Annotated in this window: 12 protein-coding genes; all 12 read left to right on the forward strand. The window is 47.2% G+C overall.

The window, feature by feature from the left end; genetic code table 11:
* Nucleotides 1-30 precede the first annotated feature (30 nt).
* The 12 genes from LS482_RS18575 to LS482_RS18630 all read left to right on the forward strand — a co-directional run bounded on the left by LS482_RS18575 (nt 31) and on the right by LS482_RS18630 (nt 21895).
* Nucleotides 31-1740, forward strand: a complete 1710-nt coding sequence (locus tag LS482_RS18575) for a RagB/SusD family nutrient uptake outer membrane protein (protein WP_233029013.1) — start codon at nt 31-33, stop codon at nt 1738-1740.
* 328 nt (nt 1741-2068) lie between these two features.
* Entirely contained in the window at nt 2069-3601 is a 1533-nt protein-coding gene (locus tag LS482_RS18580; RefSeq protein WP_233029014.1) for a family 43 glycosylhydrolase, read from the forward strand.
* A 74-nt stretch (nt 3602-3675) separates the two neighbouring features.
* Nucleotides 3676-6042, forward strand: a complete 2367-nt coding sequence (locus LS482_RS18585) for a glycoside hydrolase family 2 TIM barrel-domain containing protein (protein WP_233029015.1) — start codon at nt 3676-3678, stop codon at nt 6040-6042.
* A gap of 170 nt (nt 6043-6212) precedes the next feature.
* Nucleotides 6213-7592: a family 43 glycosylhydrolase gene (locus tag LS482_RS18590; RefSeq protein ID WP_233029016.1), complete on the forward strand. Its 1380-nt coding sequence runs from the start codon at nt 6213-6215 to the stop codon at nt 7590-7592.
* Between the two features lie 30 nt (nt 7593-7622).
* Nucleotides 7623-10502 carry a glycosyl hydrolase 115 family protein gene (locus LS482_RS18595; RefSeq protein WP_233029017.1) on the forward strand — a complete coding sequence of 960 codons (2880 nt, stop codon included), beginning with the start codon at nt 7623-7625 and terminating at the stop codon, nt 10500-10502.
* A 232-nt stretch (nt 10503-10734) separates the two neighbouring features.
* Entirely contained in the window at nt 10735-11607 is an 873-nt protein-coding gene (locus LS482_RS18600) for a family 16 glycosylhydrolase (protein ID WP_233029018.1), read from the forward strand.
* A gap of 254 nt (nt 11608-11861) precedes the next feature.
* Nucleotides 11862-12404: an RNA polymerase sigma factor gene (locus tag LS482_RS18605; RefSeq protein ID WP_233029019.1), complete on the forward strand. Its 543-nt coding sequence runs from the start codon at nt 11862-11864 to the stop codon at nt 12402-12404.
* A gap of 100 nt (nt 12405-12504) precedes the next feature.
* The gene (locus tag LS482_RS18610; protein WP_233029020.1) at nt 12505-13446 is read left to right on the forward strand and encodes a FecR family protein; all 942 of its coding nucleotides are present in this window, start codon (nt 12505-12507) and stop codon (nt 13444-13446) included.
* A 109-nt stretch (nt 13447-13555) separates the two neighbouring features.
* Nucleotides 13556-17035 (forward strand): SusC/RagA family TonB-linked outer membrane protein, encoded by a 3480-nt coding sequence (locus LS482_RS18615; protein ID WP_233029021.1) that lies wholly within the window; start codon nt 13556-13558, stop codon nt 17033-17035.
* A gap of 19 nt (nt 17036-17054) precedes the next feature.
* Nucleotides 17055-18560, forward strand: coding sequence for a SusD/RagB family nutrient-binding outer membrane lipoprotein (locus tag LS482_RS18620; protein ID WP_233029022.1), 1506 nt, complete (start codon nt 17055-17057; stop codon nt 18558-18560).
* 66 nt (nt 18561-18626) lie between these two features.
* Nucleotides 18627-20222, forward strand: coding sequence for a fibronectin type III domain-containing protein (locus LS482_RS18625; RefSeq protein ID WP_233029023.1), 1596 nt, complete (start codon nt 18627-18629; stop codon nt 20220-20222).
* Between the two features lie 134 nt (nt 20223-20356).
* Nucleotides 20357-21895 carry a PhoX family protein gene (locus tag LS482_RS18630; protein WP_233029024.1) on the forward strand — a complete coding sequence of 513 codons (1539 nt, stop codon included), beginning with the start codon at nt 20357-20359 and terminating at the stop codon, nt 21893-21895.
* The last annotated feature ends 122 nt before the right edge of the window (nt 21896-22017 follow it).

The raw sequence follows: 22017 nt of genomic DNA on the forward strand, positions 1-22017 counted from the left end.
TCTTATGTCCAACTTTAAATTACATTCAAAATGAAACCAATCAACAAATATATAATAATCAGTTTTTTCACTTTGTTTCTCTTTTCCTGTGAAAACTTCCTGGAAGAAGAGAACAGGAGTAATATTACTGCGGAAGGATACTTTACCGATGCCGAAGGATTCGAAACCCTGGTAAGTGCAGCTTATTCCACGTTGCGCGACGTATGGGGAGACGATCCCTGGCTGTTTTGCCTGGGCGTAGATATTTATACCCGGGGCGAAAGTGAGATCGTTGGCGGTTCTTACGGAAATCGCGATGTATTCAGCAGTGAACTTAACGAATATGCCAACCTCGATCCTCAGAATGCCTTTGTCTCCGATTTTTATACAGATTGTTACCGGGCAATACAGGTTTGCAACACGGCCATTTCCAGGGCCGATGGTGTCAGTGGCATCAGTGATTCAAGAAAAGAACAGCGACTGGCAGAAGTACGGTTTCTCAGGGCATACTATTACTATTTATTGGTAGAGCAATTCGGTGATATCCCCATTGTCGAAGAAGAAATTAATGGTGTTGCCACCCATTTTGACCGGGCTTCCGAAGAATCGGTGTACCAGTTTATCATCAGTGAACTGGAAGCTTCGAAAAACAACCTGCCCGATGTGGCCGAAGAATTCGGGCGTATTACAAAAGGTGCCGTAAACCACCTGCTGGCATTGATGCATCTTACAAGAGGCTATAAATCCTATGCGGCCGGCAATGATTTCGCAATGGCAGCGTCCCTGGCCGATGAAGTGATCAACAGCGGTCATTATTCCCTGGTCAGTACATTTGAGGACGTTTTTACCCCCGGTAATGAAAACAATAACGAGATCATCTTTTCGGTTCAATATGATGCCGGGACCCTGGGAGTAAATAATCAGGGCCTTCCGGATGGAAACGGGCAAAGTGCCCATTGGGGATGGGAATTATGGACGAAGGAACCCGGATTTGAACGTGAAAACCCCACATACAACTGGAAAAAATCGCAATTTACGCCTACGCAGTTCTTGTATTCACTTTTTGATACGAGTGTGGATAGCCGTTATGATGTGACCTTTTTGAGTACGTTTTACGCCACCACTGATGATGAATCACGGGGCATCAAAGCAGGTGATCTGAAAGTGTACTTCCCGAAATGGGACGAGGAATTTACCGAACAGGATTCGCTCGACTTTATGGCCGAACATCCCGTGGCCAGTATTTATACCTATCCCACCTGGAAGCAGGATTTTGCAAATGTCGGGGGCTCGGGGAAATTCCCCATGGTCTGGAAATTCCATGATCCCGATGCTGCATTTCACGGCAATACGACGAATTATACAAGCACCCGCGATATTTTCCTGTTCCGCCTGGCCGAGACTTATTTGATAGCAGCGGAGGCCTATCTCCAGTCGGGTGATAACGGTACTGCGGCCGAACGGATCAACACGGTAAGGAGACGGGCTGCCATTCCCGGGAATGAAGCAGCCATGGAGATCGGGGCCGGCGATGTAGACCTCGACCTGGTCCTCGACGAAAGGGCACGTGAGTTCATCGGTGAGTACAAACGCTGGATGGACCTGAAACGCACCGGGAAATTAATGGAACGTACCCTGGAACACAACAATCTGGCAAAGCGGGAAAGCCAGTTACAGGAATTTCATCTGCTGCGCCCCATCCCGCAATCCGTAATAGACCGCGATACGGGGGAATTCCCGCAGAACCCCGGGTATAATTAAACGGGTTCAGTGTTTAAGCCTGTAAGGTTCCTCCCTTTTGATAAAGGGAGGTGTCACACCTCAGGTGTGACGGAGGGTTAGAAAGCCCAAACCACAGGTAAAACGCAAACGTTCAGAATTTAATCCCAGGGCTTGGGACGGGCCAAACTCCCCGTTCCGGCCTTTGTCGGGACACCCCTACTTCGGTTTTAGTTTATCCTGAGCTTAGGCGAAGGGCTCAGCACAGGTTTTCGTCTGAAGAAGGGAGCTTTTGAGATTTGTTAAAAAATAAAATCATCCGAACAACTAAAACTTTAAATATCACCTTGAATAGAAGAAAAACACCGCCATGCATAAAAGGATATTTTTACTGTTAGTATTCCTGCCGTTGGCTTTATTGTCACAACCGGTAGCCAACATCAGTCACCCGGCCCGTGCAGGCGGGAATAGCTATATCAACCCGGTCCTGGCAGGCGATTACCCCGATCCGTCCATATTCCGGGATGGTGACGATTATTACATGACCCACTCGTCATTTGAATATTACCCGGGATTACTGATCTGGCATTCCAAAGACCTGGTGAACTGGGAGCCGGTCTGCCGTGCCCTTCATAAAAATGTGGGTTCGGTCTGGGCGCCCGACTTTTTCAAATACAAAGACAAATACTACATTTATTTTCCGGCCGGTGGTACAAACCGGGTGATCACTGCCGACCGTCCGGAAGGACCGTGGAGCGACCCGGTTGATCTGAATATCGGGCAGATTGATCCGGGGCATGTTGCAGGTCCGGACGGCAAACGCTACCTGCACCTGAACGGAGGGAAGGTCGTTGAACTGGCAGATGACGGATTGTCGGCAAAGGGCAAAATATTTCATTCCTATGACGGGTGGGATATTCCCGGGGATTGGGATGTAGCCTGTAAATGCCTGGAAAGCCCGAAACTGACGTATAAAGACGGTTATTTTTACCTCACTGTGGCCGAAGGAGGTACGGTAGGGCCGGCTACGGCTCATATGGTGGTGTCCGCCCGGTCGAGATCGCCTCTCGGTCCCTGGGAAAATTCCCCTTACAACCCGGTGGTCCACACCTGTTCGAAAAGTGAAAAATGGCATGCCAAGGGGCACGGCACTCTCGTTGAAGACCGGGACGGGAACTGGTGGATCGTATATCATGCCTATGAAAAGGACTTTTATACTCTGGGCAGGCAGACCTTAATGGAACCGGTGGAATGGACAGCGGACGGCTGGTTTAAGGTGCCTTCGGATATTCGAACCGATCGGCCCATGGAGAAAAAAGTTCCTGAAAACGGAATCCGGGAATTTTCACTTTCCGATAAGTTCGGGGAGAATCAACTGGGGCTGCAATGGACTTTTTTTAAGAAATACGATCCGTTCCGGGTGCAGGTCAGTGACGGAAAACTTCACTTTAAGGCTGAAGGGGATGATCCCGGGAACAGCGCTCCGTTGTTGTGTATCCCGTCGGATGAATCCTATGAGATACAGGTACATTATGAACTGGCCGGAGATGCCAGTGGGGGACTTGTCCTTTTTTACGATGAATCCATGTACGCCGGACTGGTTGCAGACGAAGGGAAATTCACCATATACCGGAGAGGTGAGCCCCTGAATTCGGGCCGGAACACCATGGGACGGACAGGTTATCTGAAAATCCGGAATGTGGAAAATACGGTTACTTTTTATTACAGTCCCGACGGGGGAAAATGGCAAAAGATCCGGCGTTCGTTTGTAGTTGACGGTTATAACCATACAAACTTCGGAGGCTTTCATTCCTTGCGGACCGGCCTGGTTTCCTTGGGGGAAGGAGCGGTTAACTTCCGGGATTTTGTATACTCAAAAATTCAACCTGATAAAAAGCCATGAATAACTATAAGATAAAAAACAGATGTATACATCGGTCACCGGTCATCCGTCATCGGTCCGGAACACAAACGGTTATGAAACTTATACACACCATTATTTTTCTTGTAATATCTGTCCTGAGTCTGGCACAAAACAAAAGAGAAACAAAGAATTTTGATTTTGACTGGAAATTTTCGCTTGAAGATGTCACTGAAGCCAAAAAAACTGATTTTGATGACAGCAATTGGCAGGAAGTTCAGTTGCCGCACGACTGGAGTATTAAGCAACAGGTATCAAAGGAAAATGCCGGTAAAGGCTGGATGGAAGGTGCAATGGGGTATTTTCCGGGAGGTATTGGGTGGTACCGCAAAAGCTTTACGGTCCCCGGGACCTATAAGAACGGAAAAGTAGTTATCCAATTTGACGGGGTTTATCACCAAAGCGATGTGTATATCAACGGGAAGCATTTAGGGTTTCACCCATACGGTTACACTACATTTGAATATGACTTATCTCCATACTTAAACTACGGAGGAGAGAATACGATTGCCGTAAGAGTGGACCATAGCAACAGCCCTTCATCACGTTGGTATTCGGGTTCGGGCATTTACAGACATGTTTGGCTGAAAGTGACTGATCCGGTACATGTCGCCACATGGGGGACTTACATCACCACTCCGGAGATTTCAGAGAAGGAAGCCAAAGTCAACATAGCTACGACCATTAATAATGCTACGCAAAGCCCGGCAGAAGTGTTGGTGGAAAACCGGATCGTTGACAAGCAAGGAAATATAGTTGCAGAGGAAAAGTCTGAACTTGAGATCGGTAAATCAAAGCAAGAAACGCTACAGCAAGCTTTAAAGCTCCGGGAACCTCAGCTTTGGTCAATAGAAGAACCCTACTTATATACGATGGAAACCACCGTAAAAGTAAATGGTAAAACGGTGGATAGTTATACCACTCCGTTTGGTGTCAGGGAAATAAGGTTCGACCCGGATAAAGGCTTTTTCCTCAATGGAAAGAATATCAAAATGAAGGGCATGAATCTTCATCCGGATGCCGGATCTTTGGGTACTGCAGTCCCTGATAAATCATACCTGCGCAGGCTTCAGATACTGAAAGAATATGGAGTTAATGCTATCCGTTGCTCCCATAATCCTCCTACTTCGGAGTTTCTGGATATGTGCGACAGCTTGGGCTTTGTTGTGATTGATGAAGCATTTGATAAATGGAAAAGCATGTACTATGAGAAATACTTTGAGGATTGGTGGCAGCGCGATATGGACGCTATGGTCCTTCGGGACCGGAACCACCCTTCTATTGTTCTTTGGAGTATCGGAAATGAAACAAACGAGCAGTACGATACAAGCGGGGAAGGTACAGCGCGTGCCATTATGCTAAGGGATTATGTCCATGACCTGGATCCCAGTCGATTGGTTACGGCAGCACTTCGGCCGGATCAGGAGAGAAGGCATAATGTAAATGATTATGCTCAAAGCCTGGACGTGGTTGGTTACAATTACCAGGAGCCATGGCTGAAGGATGAAAAAAGACAATTTCCCGATCGGATTATCTACGTATCTGAAGCCTTTTCTTATTATCGCGGGAGAAAAGACAAGTTCAAAGCTTTTGACCCTGTTAATCCATGGTATGATGTGGCAAACAATGATTTTGTCTTTGGCCAGTTCATTTGGCCGGGGATTGATTATTTGGGTGAAAGCAAAGGATGGCCCAGCATCGGGCGGGTGAATGGTCTTTTTGATGTCTGCATGTTTGAAAAACCTGCTGCTGCATTTCACCGGTCCGTCTGGAATAATGAACCGATGGTAAGGATCGCAGTAGCTGATCAGTCATTGGATATTGATACGGGAAAGCCCCACTGGAGCTGGCCTTTTCTGGCAGATCACTGGAATTTCCCCCAATATGAAGGTCGGGTCATCCGGGTTCACACCACAACCAATTGCGATAGCGTGGAATTAGTCTTGAATGACAAATCTCTGGGGTTCCGGAATACTTCTGATTATTCAAATAACACCATCAAATGGCATGTTCCTTATGAAAAAGGCAAAATAGTAGCTAAAGGATACAAGGCAGGCCGGGAAGTGGCTTTTTATGAGTTAAAAACCGCTGGAGAACCGGCACAAATTCTGCTGTCTGCAGACCGTACGCATATTGCTGCCGATGGTCAGGACCTATCTCATATTGAAGTCAGGATTGTAGACAAAAACGGTGTCGTAGTTCCTGATGCCGACCGAACAATTACGGTTGAAATATCCGGAAAAGGAAAGCTATTAGGTCTGGACAACGGAGATTTGAGAGATCCCTTTACCGGCAACGCTATTTCAACCTATTTCGGAAAAGCCCTGCTTACCATTCAGTCAGGCCGCTCAAAAGGAAAAGCGGGGATCAAAGTCAGTGCGGAAGGATTGCCCGATCAGGTGCTGACCATTGATGTGCAATAGTCAGATTCATTAATTTCAATTTAATAATTTTTGATTTATCGGAGAATATGAAATGCCCATAGCCAAATTTCTCGGATGTCTCCCGAAAGCTTTCGGGACAAAATGATCATTGGGGCATTCCTCCCGATAACCATCGGGATGACCTATGAAAAATAAATAAAAAAGAGCAGATGAAAATAAGGTTTTTAATGGTACTGCAAATAGGCCTGGTCATTCAAAATATAAGCGGGCAGGAAAGGTACGAAGCCATTCATAGCGGTATCCCCTGGTTCGATCAGTTCAATAATGAAGTCAATGCTCACGGTGCCTGTATTGTAGAAGAGAACGGCCGGTATTATCTGTTTGGGGAATACAAATCGGATACCAATGTTTTTATGGGGTTTAGCTGTTATTCATCTACCGACCTGAAGAACTGGGAATTCGAAAAGATAGTACTGCCCCGGCAACCTGACGGACTGTTAGGCCCCGGCCGCATCGGAGAACGCGTAAAAGTGATGAAATGCCCCGAAACCGGGGAATTCATCATGTACATGCACACGGACGACCGGAAATATAACGATCCTCATATCGGTTATGCAACATCTAAGACCGTAAACGGCGATTATCAGTTTCAGGGAGCGATTTTACACGAAGGGAAGCCCATACGGAAATGGGATATGGGGACTTTCCGGGATACCGACGGTAAAGGCTACCTGCTTATTCATCACGGGTTGATCTATGAACTGTCGTCCGATTACAAATCGGTGAAACGGCTGGTTACTTCCCAAAAGGGAGGAGGAGAATCCCCGGCGATGTTTAAAAAGGACGGTGTATATTACTGGCTGAGCTCCAACCTCACCAGTTGGGAGCGAAACGATAATACCTACATGACCGCCACTTCACCGGAAGGTCCCTGGACCATGAAAGGATTGTTTGCACCAAAGGGCACGCTGACCTGGAATTCCCAGTGTTCGTTCGTATTCCCGGTAACCAATACCAAGGATACGCTGTTTATGTACATGGGCGATCGATGGTCCTTTCCCAGGCAGGGTTCTTCGGCTACCCAGGTCTGGCAACCGATAACGGTGAGAGGAGATACAATGTCCATTCCCGAATTCCAGGAAAACTGGCAGGTTGATATGGCCAATGTACGATGGTCTCCTGTGGATTGGAAAAAGGAACCCGTAAAAGACAAAAGCCGGATAGTCCGCGGCCATTGGGAAACCAACAAAGGAATACAGGGTTCAAATGAGAAAGGGGCGGCAATATCCTATACATTCACAGGCCAAGGTGTGGGTATAAAAGCGGTTTCAAATAATACCAGTGGTTATGGAAGGGTTATTATAAAAAACAGCAAAGGCGAAGAAGTCGTCAATAGCATCATGGATTTTTACAGTAAATACGAATATTCGTCACAAAAGTTTTTAAGCCCTTTTCTGGAAAAGGATACATATACATTGAGCATCGAAGTCTTGGGTGAACATCCGAAGTGGAGTGACAAAAGCCTAAACACATACGGCAGCACCGATGATTATGTAAGAATTGAAGATGTGTTTGTAGTAAAAAAATAGATAGTAATAACAGCAATGAGAAATCAAGTATTGAATAGAATTTTAGTAGCCCTGTTTGCATTTTTTTCAATTTCCCCAAATTTATCGGGTCAGGAAAAACATCCCTTTATCATTTCATCTCCTGAAACGATAGCACAAATAATCCTCAACGGGAATGAAAGTCAGCCGGTACACACGGCAGCACAATTATTTGCAGATGATGTATACCGTATTACCGGTCAAAAACCGGAATTAAGGATTGCGGGCAATTCCGAATACCAGTTAAAAGCCGGGACCCTTGGCGTAAACAGTGATTTTGACAAGGAATGCAGGAAAGCGGGGATCGATACGGATCAATTAAAGTCAAAGTGGGAAGGCTATGTCATTAAGGCAGTCACCGGTCCGGAAGGCAAAAAGAATGTTCTTTTTGTTGTGGGCAGTCATCCCCGGGGCACAGCACACGGCTTGATGGAATTGAGCAGGAGGATAGGGGTTTCGCCCTGGTACTGGTGGGCGGACGTTCAGCCGGAGAAAAAAGAAGTGCTGGAAATTCCCGCCGGGCCGCTTGTTGAAGATGCCCCCAAAGTAAAGTTTCGCGGTATTTTTATTAACGACGAAGACTGGGGCCTGCAACCGTGGGCGGCCAAAACATTCGAACCGGAAACGGGGGATATAGGCCCCGAAACCTATAAAAAGGTATTTGAACTCCTGCTACGCTTAAAGGCCAATACTATCTGGCCGGCCATGCACCCCAGTACCAGGGCGTTCTTTCATTATCCCGGAAATGCGGGAGTGGCAAAAAAATATGGAATTATCGTGGGAACTTCCCATGCCGAACCCATGCTCAGGAACAATGTGGATGAATGGGACAAAAATAAAAGAGGCGCCTTTAATTACCGGACCAATAAAGAACAGGTGTATGCTTATTGGGAGGAAAGGGTAAAAGAAAGCAAGGGACTGGATGCTTTTTACACTTTGGGAATGCGGGGAATTCACGACAGCGGTATGGAGGGAGTGGAAAGCAGGGAAGATGCGGTAGCCGTTCTGGACGGAGTGATCAAAGACCAAAGAGGATTATTGAAAAAATACCTGGATCGGAACGTGGAAGACATCCCCCAGGCTTTTACGGCATATAAAGAAGTGCTGGGTATTTATGACGCAGGACTGGAGCTTCCGGAGGATGTCACTATTGTCTGGCCCGATGATAACTACGGCTATATCCGCCGCCTGAACAACACCGAAGAAAGGAAGAGAAAAGGCGGTACGGGGGTCTACTATCACGCTTCTTACTGGGGAAGGCCTCATGACTATCTATGGCTCAGTACCACGCATCCTTCACTGATCCGCGAGGAAATGTGGAAAGCCTATAAAACAGGCGCTGACCGGCTCTGGATATTGAATGTAGGAGACATAAAGCCCGCCGAATACAATATGCAGCTCTTTATGGACATGGCTTATGATACCGAAGCATTCGCAGATACCGAAAGCCTGAATACACACCGGAAAAACTTCTACACCCGGATTTTCGGCCCCTTGTACGGGGATAAAATAAGTGAACTGCGGAAAAAATATTACGACCTCGCCTTCGAGAGAAAACCGGAATATATGGGATGGAGCCAGACCGAGCCTACAACTGAAGTTCACGAAACGGAATACGATCCCTTCGTATGGGGTGATGAGGTTCAAAAACGGCTGGATGCCTATAAGAAGTTAGGGCGTACCTCCGACAGTATCTATTACAGTTTGCCCGAAAAACTAAAGGACACCTATTTTCAACTGGTTCATTATCCGGCTAAGGGGGCTATGTTTATGAATATGAAATACCTCTACAGGGACCTCGCCATAAAGTATAATCGTGAAGGACGGTTGATCGCGGAAAAATATAAGGATCTGTCCCGGGAAAGTCACGATAGTACTGCCCGGATCACAAAACAGTACAATACCGGGATCTCACACGGAAAATGGAACCATATGATGGATATGGCACCGAGGCAGCTACCGGTATTCAAAGCCCCCGAAATAACGGGTTCTCCCGATAAAAGCGGGGATTTATACGGATACCGTATTGAAGACCGTGGACAAAACGGTGATAAACTTCCTTTCTTCTATGCCAATCAGAACGACCGTTATTTTATCGATGTTTTTCTGAAAAGGGAAGGAAGCGTTTCCTGGGCCGTAAAGGATCTCCCGGAATGGGTAAAAGTATCGCAGCCTGACGGAACATTGAATACCGCTACGGACGAACTTCAGCAAAGGATTTATTTTGAAACAAATTGGAAGGCATGGGAGCGATCGGGCAGCCCGTCGCAATCGAAATTTGTTTTGAGGTTAAACGGTGAAGATTTCCCGGTTGATATCCGTGTCAGAGATATGGGAGAAAACCCCGGTAAAGGTTTTCCCGAAAAGAACGGTATGGCCGTAGCCTATGCCGGTCATTTCTCTTCCGTAACCGGTGATAAAAAATACAGGTGGAAGCCCCTTGAGGATTTGGGATATAGCGGAAACGCTATACAAGCCTCTCCGATTGATGCCGTGCCTTTGGATACGATCAGCATAAAAGATCATCCGAAACTGACGTATCATTTTATAACGGAAACCGTTACGGAAGAGGCAAAGTTATTCCTTTTTGCCCTGCCCACGCACCCGCTAACCCGTGACCACAAGGTCCGGGTCGGGGTGCAATGGGATAACGGACCGGTCAGGCTTGTTAACTTTCAGACCCATGGCAGGAGTGAACGCTGGAAACTGAATGTACTGAGAAACCTGGCAAGTGCAGAGCTCCCTGTTACACTTAACAGGAAAGGAAAGCACAGTTTAAATATTTATATGATCGACCCGGGGGTTACGCTCGATTTTTATTACCTGCAGGCCAAAGCACAAACTTTACCTTATGGTATATTACCGGAGACAGGTAGTACAGAAACGGATTGAAGAACGCTACCGTATAGTGGTAGGCCCCAACATCATCAAACCCTGTATGGAAACACTCATAATTATACAAAGGAAGAAAGGGTTTTCCCTGAGGAAACTACCCAGAAACAGACCTCCTTAGGGTATGCCGCAATACCGCCTGGCAGTGGATGGAGTTGAAGCAATACCCCGGAACTGCCGGTGAAAAACGCTCTAAAATCTTATCATTCGAATTTTATAAAACCTATTTATTATGAAGTATCTGAAAAGACCAAAGTATTTGTTAATGTCATGCTGTATTTGTGCGCTGATAGCATGTACGGACGATAACGAACCGGAAGGAACCGGTATCGGGGAAGTTCCGGAAAGCCGGGCCGATGTACAGGAGTTGAAAAAGGCAAAATCAGTACAACCCGTGGTTTTCCTGGATTCCACCACTTTTGACAACACCCGGAAGTTCGAAGAGCACTGGGAAATGTTTTATCCGTGGGGAACCGATCATAACGGCTCGGCCCGGATGTATGAAGACCAGGTAACGCTGGATGGAAACGGTGAATTGCTGATAGAAGCCAACCGCATTTATGAAGACGAAGGAGACAGTTCTGCCGATCCCTGGTTAAAAATAAAATACCATTCCGGGGCCATTCATTTTAAGGAACACATTGTGGTGAGTGATTCGCTGCCCTCCTGGGAGATCAGCGGGGATTTCCAGGTGCCTACCACAAGGGGTTCCTGGCCGGCCTTCTGGATCACCGGGGCCTGGAGCTGGCCGCCGGAGATCGACATTATGGAGTTTAAAGGGAACAATACCAACTGGCAAAACACGGTGACAGGCCCCGATTGGCAGAACACGTCCTGGCAAACGACCAAAACCACGGTGTCCGATGCCGGAAACTGGCACAATTATAAAGTGATCATCAATAAAACCTCGCAAACCGATGTGGAGATCAAGCTCTACATCGACGGAGATCAGACGGGCACACATACGGCCGATTTTGTAGGAAAACCGTTCTGGCTGATCATCAATATGCAAATGGAAGGTTCCAGCGGTGCCCCCGGCCCCGAATATGCCGAATACAGGGCCCGGAATATCTATGTGGCGGCTACTCCTGCCGAAGCGCCATAGAAACAATATACCTGTTTAGTGCGGGGCCGGTTCCGGTATGGTCACAAGACCGGTCCGGAGCGGTAATTGGCCACGTCACGAAATACAGGTACCTGTAAAAGTTGCCTTTTCAAATTGTACGGACATTTTTGGAAAGGCACTTTTTTATACCCGCATATTTGCCAATAAGACTTTACAAAAAAATAATGCGGCTTTTTTTCGGAGAGTGCTCAAAACAGATAACTTGCCGTTTTTCTTTAACAAATTTTTAAGTTTTGAAAAGAGAATCGGATAAAGAGCTGGCGTATAACTTGAAAGGTAGTGCAGGCGAAGCTTTCGACAGGCTTTATATCCGGTATTGGGAACCCTTGTTTTCCTTTGCGTATAAATTTTCCGGTTCCCGTGCATTGTCGCAGGATGTCGTTCAGGAAGTATTTTTTTCACTCTGGCAGAAAAGAGCATCGGTAGAGGTAAATAACATAGAGGCTTATTTATACCAGAGTGTCAAGTACCGCTTGTTCAGGGCCTATAAAAACAAAGAATTTCCCACAGACAGGATTGACCGTGATTTTGAGAACTACCTGGTAGAACATACCGCAAGCGAATCGTCCGAACAAACAGAACTTCTGAGGAAGTTACTGGAACAACTGCCTGAAAAAAGAAAGGAAATACTGTATTTGAGTAAATACCAGAACCTGAGTAATGCCGAAATTGCAGAAGAACTCAACCTGTCGACCCAAACCGTTAAGAACCAGTTGAGCAGGGCCATAAAGAGCCTGAGAACGCTCCTTAAAGAATCCTGTTTCCTCTTCTTTTAACCACTTTTCTTCTTGTTTACATACCCGTAACAATACCTTAATATATCCGGATGGTACTTTTTTTCCTTTTCCGCACATTACCGTGTAAGCACAAGCGTAAATGAAAAGTAAAGAACAACATCCCCTGTCGGTTTTGATACACAAGCTGCTGAGTGGAAAGATCTCCGGGGAAGAGCACAAGGTCCTTCAGGATTTTACGGACTCTTATAAGCAGGAAAGTGCCTGGGACACCTCGTCGGGTAATAAAAAAGAGCTCGGGGAAAAGATCCGTGACTCATTGCGGCTCAGGATCAGGAAGGCGGAAAGAAAAAAACAGGCTGTGAGATATATGGCCGCAGCATGCGTGGTTTTGTGTATGGGCCTGTTTTTTGTCTGGCAGTATAAGACGGGAGGGACAGCACAACTTATGGTCAGCACCACTTCGCAAATAGATTCCCTTACCCTGGCAGACGGGAGTAAAATATACCTTAACAGGAATACCGTTTTCAGTTACCCTGAAAAGTTTGACGGTAATTCCCGCACGGTAAAATTAATTAGCGGCGGGGCATACTTTAAGATAGCAAGGAACGAGCAGAAACCGTTTGTAATAGTTTCGGAAGATGTAAAGACGGAAGTCCTCGGAACCACGTTCAACATTATAAAGAGTGACAGCACCGTCAACGTGACGGTCTCTACCGGTAAAGTAAAAGTAAGTACGCCTTCAGACAGTGTGGAATTACTGGCAGATGAACAGGCCGCTATGCACAACAGGTCGGGAAAACTGGTAAAGAAAAAAGTGAAATCACAGCTTTATTCCAGCTGGATGAACAAGGATATAGATTATGAAGATATTACGCTTGGCGAGCTGTCCACACTGGTGGAACTCCGCTACGGACTACCGTTTCACTTTGAAGATCCGGCACTGAAAGATTACAAGGTAAAAGTCTCTTTCTTAAAACAGGACAGCCTGGAAAGCGTGCTATCCAAACTGCACTTTATAACCAATGTTAAACTTAAAATAAATAAGAATGTAATCACCGTAAAAAGTAAAGAAATACACTGAAGAATAAAAGTTCAGGCCTGTGGCACCAGGCCCGAACCGGTTTGAGTATTAAATGAAAATCGAAAAAACACATTCATCTAACACTATGAAAATTAAAAAGCTAAAAACTATGTTGGTACCGTTTGCGGTACTGGCACTTGTACACACCATTGCCCTTGGAAAAGCGACGGACAAATGGGGTATCGATTCAAAAATAAGCATAAATGTGGAGAATGCTACGCTGGACGATATTTTTTCCATCCTTGAAAAAAAGACCGCTTTTCACTTCAATTACGGCGGGGACATTATGAAAGATACGAGAACGTTCTCGCTCACGTACAGTAATAAACCACTGCATGCCATTCTCGATGCACTGGCCGGTAGTGCGGAGGTACAGTATAATGTTTCCGGGAAGACGATCCTGATCAAAAAGAAAAATCCGGGTCGTGCCGGAAATCAGCAGCAAACCCTGAACGGGAAAGTTGTTGATGCATCAGGACAGCCGTTGCCGGGGGCAAGTGTAATGGAAAAAGGAACATCCAACGGGGTGGCTACCGATTTTGACGGTAACTTCACTATAAATGTTTCGGGGAACAATGCGGTTTTGATCGTATCCTATATCGGGTTCGTAACCCGGGAAGTCACGGTTCCGGATGACAGTAACACTGTAACCATCTCACTGAAAGAAGATGCCCAGGGACTGGATGAGGTGGTAGTGACTGCTTTGGGAATTACCAGGGAAGAGAAAAAAATAGGATATGCTACCCAGGATATAGAATTAGGTACCATAGAAGAAGTGAGCACCCCGAATGTGGGTAACCTTTTTTCCGGACAGGTAGCCGGTCTTTCCGTAACCAATCCCACCGGACTGTTCCAGTCGCCGTCTTTTTCTTTGAGGGGAAAAACGCCGCTTATTGTTATTGACGGTATCCCGGTGGAAACCGATTTCTTTGATGTTTCCTCCAATGATATCGCAGATATAAACGTCCTGAAAGGGACTACGGCATCGGCCCTTTACGGTTCGAGGGGACGGAACGGTGCGATACTCATCACTACTAAAAATGCTACCGAAGAAGGCCTGGAAATATCGGTGTCCCACAATACCATGGTCACAGCCGGTTTTACCGCCTTTCCCGAAACGCAGACCGAATACGGGAACGGATCTAACGGTAAATATGAATTCTGGGACGGACAGGACGGAGGGATTTCCGACGGCGATATGATCTGGGGGCCCAAGTTCGAACCCGGGGTCATGATCCCCCAGTGGAACAGCCCGATCCGGGACAATGAGACCGGGGAAACCATTCCCTGGTGGGGTGACGTGTCCGGTACGGAATACAACGATAAGTCGCGGTATTCCAGGGTGCCCATTCCCTGGGAGTATCACGATAACCTGAAAGACTTCCTGGAAACAGGCTATGTGAGCACTACCGACTTTGCCATTGCACACAAGGGCAAAAAAGGGACGTTCAGAATATCGGGAATGTTCTCCGAACAGAAGGACAGGGTGCCCAATGCCAGCCTTAAAAGGGGAGGGTTGAGTTTTAAGGCGACCACCAAACTGACGGACCGGCTTACCCTGGACAGTAAACTCGCTTACAACAAAGTGTATTCGCCAAACTATCCCAGGCACGGTTACGGCCCCAAAAACCACATGTATACCATTCTGATATGGATGGGCGATGATGTCAACGGAAAAGAACTCCGCGAACACCTCTATGTTCCGGGGCAGGAGGGATACCGTCAGGCCAACTGGAATTATGCCTGGTACAACAACCCTTATTTTGCGGCATACGAACTGAATCAGACTTACGATGCCAATGTGATTAACAGCCAGTTAAAGCTCAACTATGAGGTTACGGATGATCTTAACCTGCAGGCAAGGGCTTCCGCGGTGCTCAAAGACCGGTTTGAAGACCGGCAAAGTCCGAAATCATATCTCAACTACAGCGATCCGAGAGATGGCGATTATAAAACCTGGAACAGGGAACGACTGAATGTGGATTACGATATCCTGGCCACATATAACAAATCTGTCAGCGACAATTTCGGCTTTACCGTCAATGCCGGTGCTTCTGCCTTTTACCGTAAATTCCAGGAAGAATACAATGCCACCGACGGGCTTGCCGAACCCTGGGTGTACAGCCTGAATAACAGCAGGGGAAGCCTTAAGGGAAGCACTTACCTGGAAGAAAAGGCAATACACAGTATATACGCTACCGCAGAGCTGGACATTTACAATGCCCTGTTCCTTAATTTTGCCGCCCGTAACGACTGGTCTTCCACGCTTCCCGAATCAAGCAGGTCCTATTTTTACCCGTCTTTGTCGGCGAGCACCCTGGTGTCCAATTATATAAAACTACCTAAAGCGATCGACTTCCTGAAGCTCTACGGTTCCTGGGCGGAAGTATCAAGCGATCTCGATCCTTACGAGATAACACCGTACTATATCAACGACGCCAACGGGGAAAATGAAAAGACCTTTGGCTCCACACCGAGGATCACCTATCCCGGCGGAATTGTAAACCCGAATATCAAACCGGAGAAATCAACCTCGTTTGAACTGGGTATGAACTCGTCTTTCCTGACCGGCAGGTTAAAACTGGGTTTTACCTATTACAATGTGGTAGATACCAACCAGATCATAGATTTGCCGATTTCCATTGCCTCCGGATTCGGAAGCAGAAAGGTAAACGGCAACGAATACACTACCAACGGCTATGAAGTGGTTTTAAATGCCACCCCGGTACTTACGGATGATTTTCGCTGGGACATTACCACAAACTGGAGCACATGGGAAAAGAAGATCACGGGCATTTACGGAGGCCAGGAACGGTTTGGCGACCTGTACCTGAACGACCGTGCCGATAGTTTTTATGCCGAAGTGTGGCAAAAGGCCCCGGACGGTCAGCTCATCTTGAATGATGAAGGGCTTCCGGTTAAAGACAACTTCAAACAGAAAATAGGGCACAGGGCGCCCGATTGGTTGCTGGGACTGCAAAACAGCTTTAGATACAAAAAATTCACCCTGAATGTCGGGATAGACGGAGTATGGGGCGGTATTATGAGGTCACAGACCATAGAAAAGATGTGGTGGGGAGGCAAGCATCCCAACTCCACCGAATACAGGGATGCCGAATATGCCGCAGGGGAACCGGTTTACGTGCCCGAAGGCGTGAATGTGGTCAGCGGGGAACTGAACCAGGATGTGAACGGGAATGTTATATCCGATACCAGGGTGTTCGGGGAAAACACAACGGCAGTGAACTGGCAGACCTGGAGCCAGAATTATCCCTACAGGGCCCGGGTAACTACCGACGAAAATGAAAAGTTTGCCAACGTTTTTGACCGCACGTTTTTCAAACTCCGCAGCGTAAGCCTTAAATACGATTTTACCGACCTGTTGAATATAGGCGGAGTGCAACATATAGATATGACGCTCAACGGGTACAACCTGCTCGTGTGGAAAAAAGCCGATATCATCGATCCCGATTTCGGTAGCGGAAGGTCTGAAGAAAACAACCGGCCCGAAACGCATTACGGCGATGATAATAACCTCCAGGACCCTTCGTCCAGGTATATAGGGCTGGGTATAAATGTGAAATTTTAAGACAGGAAAAACAAGAACCATGAAAAAGATCACCATACTATTAGTCGTAACGGGAATACTGGCACTTTCCGGGTGCAGCGACCTTACGGAAATCAACGAGAACCCGAACAATGTGGATGTTACACACCCGCAGTTGTTGCTTACCGACATCTCTTTCAGGGCATTCCAGGTAGAAGGAACGGGCCCCATGTATGCCTCCAGGATGCTGGTGCAGACCGACGGGGAGAACAACAACCAGTATTACAACTGGAACCGGGCCGGTTTTAACGATTATAACAGGCTCAGGGACGTAACCAAGATGATGGAAGAGGCCACGCGAATGGAAAGCGATACCTATAAAGCACTGGCCAGGTTCTTCAGGGCATATTACTTTTATAAACTGACCCTGACTTTCGGTGATATCCCCTATAATGATGCCCTTCAGGGCGAAGAAGGGGAGGTTTATTCCCCGGAATACGATTCGCAGAAGGAAGTGTTCCTCGGTATTCTGAAAGAGCTGGAAGAGGCCAATACCCTTTTGGAGAACAGTACCGAAGTAGCTGTGGACGGCGATATTATTTTTGACGGGGACCCCGTGAAATGGAGAAAACTGATCAATGCATACCGGTTAAAAATACTAATGACCCTTTCCGGAAAGGAAGCAGATGCCGATCTCAATATAAAGAACACTTTTGCTTCCATCTATAACAACCAGCCCATTCTGCAATCAAATGACGATAATGCCCAGCTGGAGTTCATAGACCAGGACGGCAGCCGTTACACCGAGTACAATTCCAGCGGTTACGGGTCGGGGATGTACATGGATTCCACATTTATCAAAAAATTGCAGGACAGGAAAGACCCGAGACTGTTCATCTTTTGCGGTATGACGAGAAACGCCAAGGAAGGCGGGTTGGCGGAGAACGATTTCGATGCGTATGAAGGCGGAAACCCGCTCGCCCCTTATGCAGAGGTCAACGATAAGGCCGCAGAAGGAAATGCTTCCAAGGTAAACGAAAGGTATACCAAACACCCCACCACAGAACCCCATAACATCCTTGGTTATGCCGAAGTAGAATTTATCCTGGCAGAGGCCGCCCTGAGGGGCTGGATATCTTCCGATGCACGGATGCATTACGAAAACGGGGTAAAAGCTTCGTTTAAATTTTACAATACCTATGCCACCGGGTATAAGAACGAGGTTTCCAATTATACAGAATATGTTACCGACGCTGCTGCCGAAACTTACCTTGCGGGAGAGCAGGTGGATTTTACCCGGGCCGTTTCCTTCGAAGAAAAGCTGGAACGTATTATGACACAAAAATACTTTACTTCTTTCCTGCAGTCGGGTTGGAGGATGTATTTCGACCAGTTACGTACGGGATATCCGGAATTTATTCACAATCCCGGAGCAACGCCCCCGACACGCTGGATATATCCCGAAAGTGAATATATCCAGAATACGGACAACGTTTCCCGGGCCATAGCCGACCAGTTCGGGGACGGGAACGATAAGATACGGGAAATTCCCTGGTGGTTGCAGTAAACTCAAAATTTAAATGAAATGCCGTCACTCCCGGGAGTGACGGCATTTTAAATATTCAGAAATGTTATGAAACGAATACAACTTAATATAATTTTCATTTTTGTCACGGGCTGGGGTATTATTACCGGAAATGCACAAAACATTGAAATACAGCCTTACCTTCAGGATGCCGGCCCCGAATCGGTAACCGTTATGTGGCAAACCGACAGTGGAGAAGAAAGTATTGTGGAATGGGGGGTGTCCCCGGACCTCGGTAATGTAACGACGGGTTCGGCTACGGATATAAATTTTACCGGAACACGTGTCCACAAGGTAAAACTGATCGGACTGAAACGGTTTACCGTATATTATTACCGCGTAAAAACCGGGAAAGCAACATCCGATGTTTACCAGTTTAAAACCCCGCCTTTTTCATCCGATGGGGAGTCGTTCCGTTTTCTGGCCATGAGCGATATGCAATATGACAGGGATGCCCCCGACAAATTTTACGAGGTGGTGAATGAAGGGATACTGGCATACCTGAAAAAGGAATTTGAAGGGACCGTTCCCGACAACCTGGCCATGATCCTGATCCCGGGAGATCTCGTAGAGAACGGGGCCAGGTTCCATCAGTGGGGAGACCATTTTTTCCGGCCGGCAGAAAAGTTGTTTTCCAGTGTCCCCGTCTATCCCGTTCCGGGAAACCACGAGCGGAATTCCGTGTTTTTCTTTAAATATTTCAGCCTCCCCGAAAACGGAAGTCCGGAATATGCAGAGCACTGGTGGTACAAAGACTATGGCAATACGCGTATTCTGGGCCTGGATTCCAATCAGGGCTACAGGGATATCAAAGAACAGATGGTATGGCTCGAAAAAGTACTGGAAGAAACGGCAAACAGTAAAGAAATAGATTTTGTTTTTGCGCAAATGCACCATCCTCATAAATCGGAACTGTGGATTCCGGGAGAAGAAGACTTTACCGGGGAAGTGGTAAAAAGACTGGAAAAGTTCACCGATGAAACGGGAAAGCCCAGCGTTCACTTTTTCGGGCATACTCACGGGTATTCCAGGGGGCAGTCCAAAGATCACAAACACCTGTGGATAAATGTGGCCACGGCAGGAGGGGCTATTGACAACTGGGGTGAATTCGAAGGCAGGGACTATGACGAGTTTACCGTAACCCAGGATGAATACGGCTTTGTTATGGTAGAGGTGGCACCCGGTGAGGGGAATCCGAAGTTTACCGTAAAACGTATAAGCAGGGGCAACCAGTACCGGAAAAAAGACAATGAACTTACAGACAGCATTACAGTATGGAGATACGGCAAAGCCCCGGCAACACCGGAAGGTGTCTATCCTGCGGGAAAGAATGTAGATCCGGAGGAACTGGTCTTAAAGGCATCAGGATTTAAAAGTGACAGGAAAGGGGCTTTTCATGCCGCATCGAACTGGCAGATAAGCACCACTCCCGGTTTTTCAGATATGGTGGTGGATAGCTGGAAGCAATACGAAAACCGGTATTACAACGAAAACAGGCAGGCCGGGGATGACCTGACGGACGAAAAAATTTACAGGTTGTTAAAACCGGGCACAACCTACTACTGGAGGGTACGCTACAGGGACCAGAACCTGAACTGGAGCAAATGGTCCCCGGTGCGGTCCTTTGTGACAAACCGGGAATGAGCCCCGGTCTCGGATTATCCGAAAGCAGGTATTCGATTTAACATAAAATTAAGTTTTGGAACTGAAAGATAATTTTGAATTAACGCCATCCGGGTACTGACAAAGTATTTTTGGGACAAATCAAAAATCAAATCATGAAAAGAATTAACCTGCTTTACAAACTCTTGATTATTCCCGTATTGGGATTGTTACTCTTTAGCTGTGACGGAGAAGATGGTGCCGACGGCATTGACGGAACCGATGGTGCAGATGGCGTGGATGGAGAAGACGGGGAAGACCTTACCGGGCAACCCACCATGTTCGAGAACAAATCGGGGACAAAACCCCTGGTAGCGCTATCCGGTCAGTTCAATTTTGTGGAAGCCTACGCACTGGTCAGTACGCCCGACGTTATAGGAGACAACTTTCAACTGGCCGGTTCTGCCGATGGAGCCGGGTTTTTAAATAATGACGACGGCTATATGTATGTGGTGAACTGTGAAGACAGCTATGCCGTTTCCAGGATTTTTTTCGATGAACATATGAACCCCGTATCGGGCGACTACCTATTGAATTCCGGGGTTTCGGATTATGCCAGGCAGTGTTCCGCCACCATGTGGGAAGCTGCCGTTCACGGCGGTTCCCGGGATTTGTTCCTTTCTGCTTCAGAGAGCATCAACTATGACGTTAAAGGTATAGATCCCTGGGTGGAAAACCCCACGCCGACTGCCGATTTCGGACTGGATGCCCTGGGAGAGTTCTCCTGGGAGAATGCCGTCCCGTTACCCAAAGATGCCTATTCCGGGAAAACGGTGATCATTGGCGGGGATGATGATTCGAGCGATTCCGAAGGCCAGGTGATATTGTATTACTCCGAAAACGGGGACGACGACCTGGAGAATGGTAAAATATACGTCTTAAAGACCAAACAGGTTTCCGACGGGGCCGATGGCGTTACTGCCGTAGAAGAAGATATGGCCTATAACGAGGCCAGTTTTGACAGGGGAGTGACCTACGAAGTTGAATTTGTTGAAATTGAAGACGGGGCCTCCAAGACACATGTCGAAATGGAAACGGCCTGTATGGATGCCAATGCCACCCAGTTTATGCGGGTAGAAGATGTCGATTATCAAAAAGGTTCTGACGAAAATGCGAAAAATGTGTACTTCGCAGTAACGGGAAGGGGCCCCGGACGAGGCACGTATAACGACTGGGGAACTGTTTACAAACTGGAACTGGATGCCGATTCGCCCCTGACCGGTAAACTGACACAGGTGATCAGCGGGAATACCAATACCAATAATATGGACGGTAACCTGGCCGAATTACAGAGCCCGGACAATATTTGTGTGACCGAGAACTTTATCTACATACAGGAAGACCCCAATTCTTTTGACAGGGGCCATCCGGCCTATATCTATCAGTCCGACCTTAACGGGGCTAATATTTCCAAAGTACTGGAACTGGTGGTACGGCAGGACCTCGATCCCGATTTCAGCTCCGGTTTTAGCGGGGAGTTCGGATCGCTGATCGATGTTTCGGATAAAGTAGGGGTTCCCGGGACTTTTATCCTTGCCGTCCAGCCGCATTACTGGGAAAGCGAGGATTTCATGAACCTCGACGGGCATACCAATGCGGAACGCGAAGATGACCAGGCTTCCCAGATCGTATTATTAAAAGGATTACCGAGATAATTGTTACGAACCGTACAAGGCAAAGGCCCCATTCCCGTAATGGTGGCCTTTTTGTGTTGTACGGATGTTAATCACGTGCTTGCGGACTTAATATAAATGGCATCGGTGCGTATAGCTCAATA

The sequence above is a fragment of the Sinomicrobium kalidii genome, assembly GCF_021183825.1.
Classification (GTDB): Bacteria; Bacteroidota; Bacteroidia; order Flavobacteriales; family Flavobacteriaceae; genus Sinomicrobium; species Sinomicrobium kalidii.

Coding starts and splice junctions, on each gene's coding strand:
- LS482_RS18575 (WP_233029013.1), top strand. CDS start 31: ATGAAACCAATCAACAAATATATAATAATCAGTTTTTTCACTTTGTTT.
- LS482_RS18630 (WP_233029024.1), top strand. CDS start 20,357: ATGAAAAGAATTAACCTGCTTTACAAACTCTTGATTATTCCCGTATTG.
- LS482_RS18625 (WP_233029023.1), top strand. CDS start 18,627: ATGAAACGAATACAACTTAATATAATTTTCATTTTTGTCACGGGCTGG.
- LS482_RS18600 (WP_233029018.1), top strand. CDS start 10,735: ATGAAGTATCTGAAAAGACCAAAGTATTTGTTAATGTCATGCTGTATT.
- LS482_RS18620 (WP_233029022.1), top strand. CDS start 17,055: ATGAAAAAGATCACCATACTATTAGTCGTAACGGGAATACTGGCACTT.
- LS482_RS18615 (WP_233029021.1), top strand. CDS start 13,556: ATGTTGGTACCGTTTGCGGTACTGGCACTTGTACACACCATTGCCCTT.
- LS482_RS18580 (WP_233029014.1), top strand. CDS start 2,069: ATGCATAAAAGGATATTTTTACTGTTAGTATTCCTGCCGTTGGCTTTA.
- LS482_RS18590 (WP_233029016.1), top strand. CDS start 6,213: ATGAAAATAAGGTTTTTAATGGTACTGCAAATAGGCCTGGTCATTCAA.
- LS482_RS18585 (WP_233029015.1), top strand. CDS start 3,676: ATGAAACTTATACACACCATTATTTTTCTTGTAATATCTGTCCTGAGT.
- LS482_RS18610 (WP_233029020.1), top strand. CDS start 12,505: ATGAAAAGTAAAGAACAACATCCCCTGTCGGTTTTGATACACAAGCTG.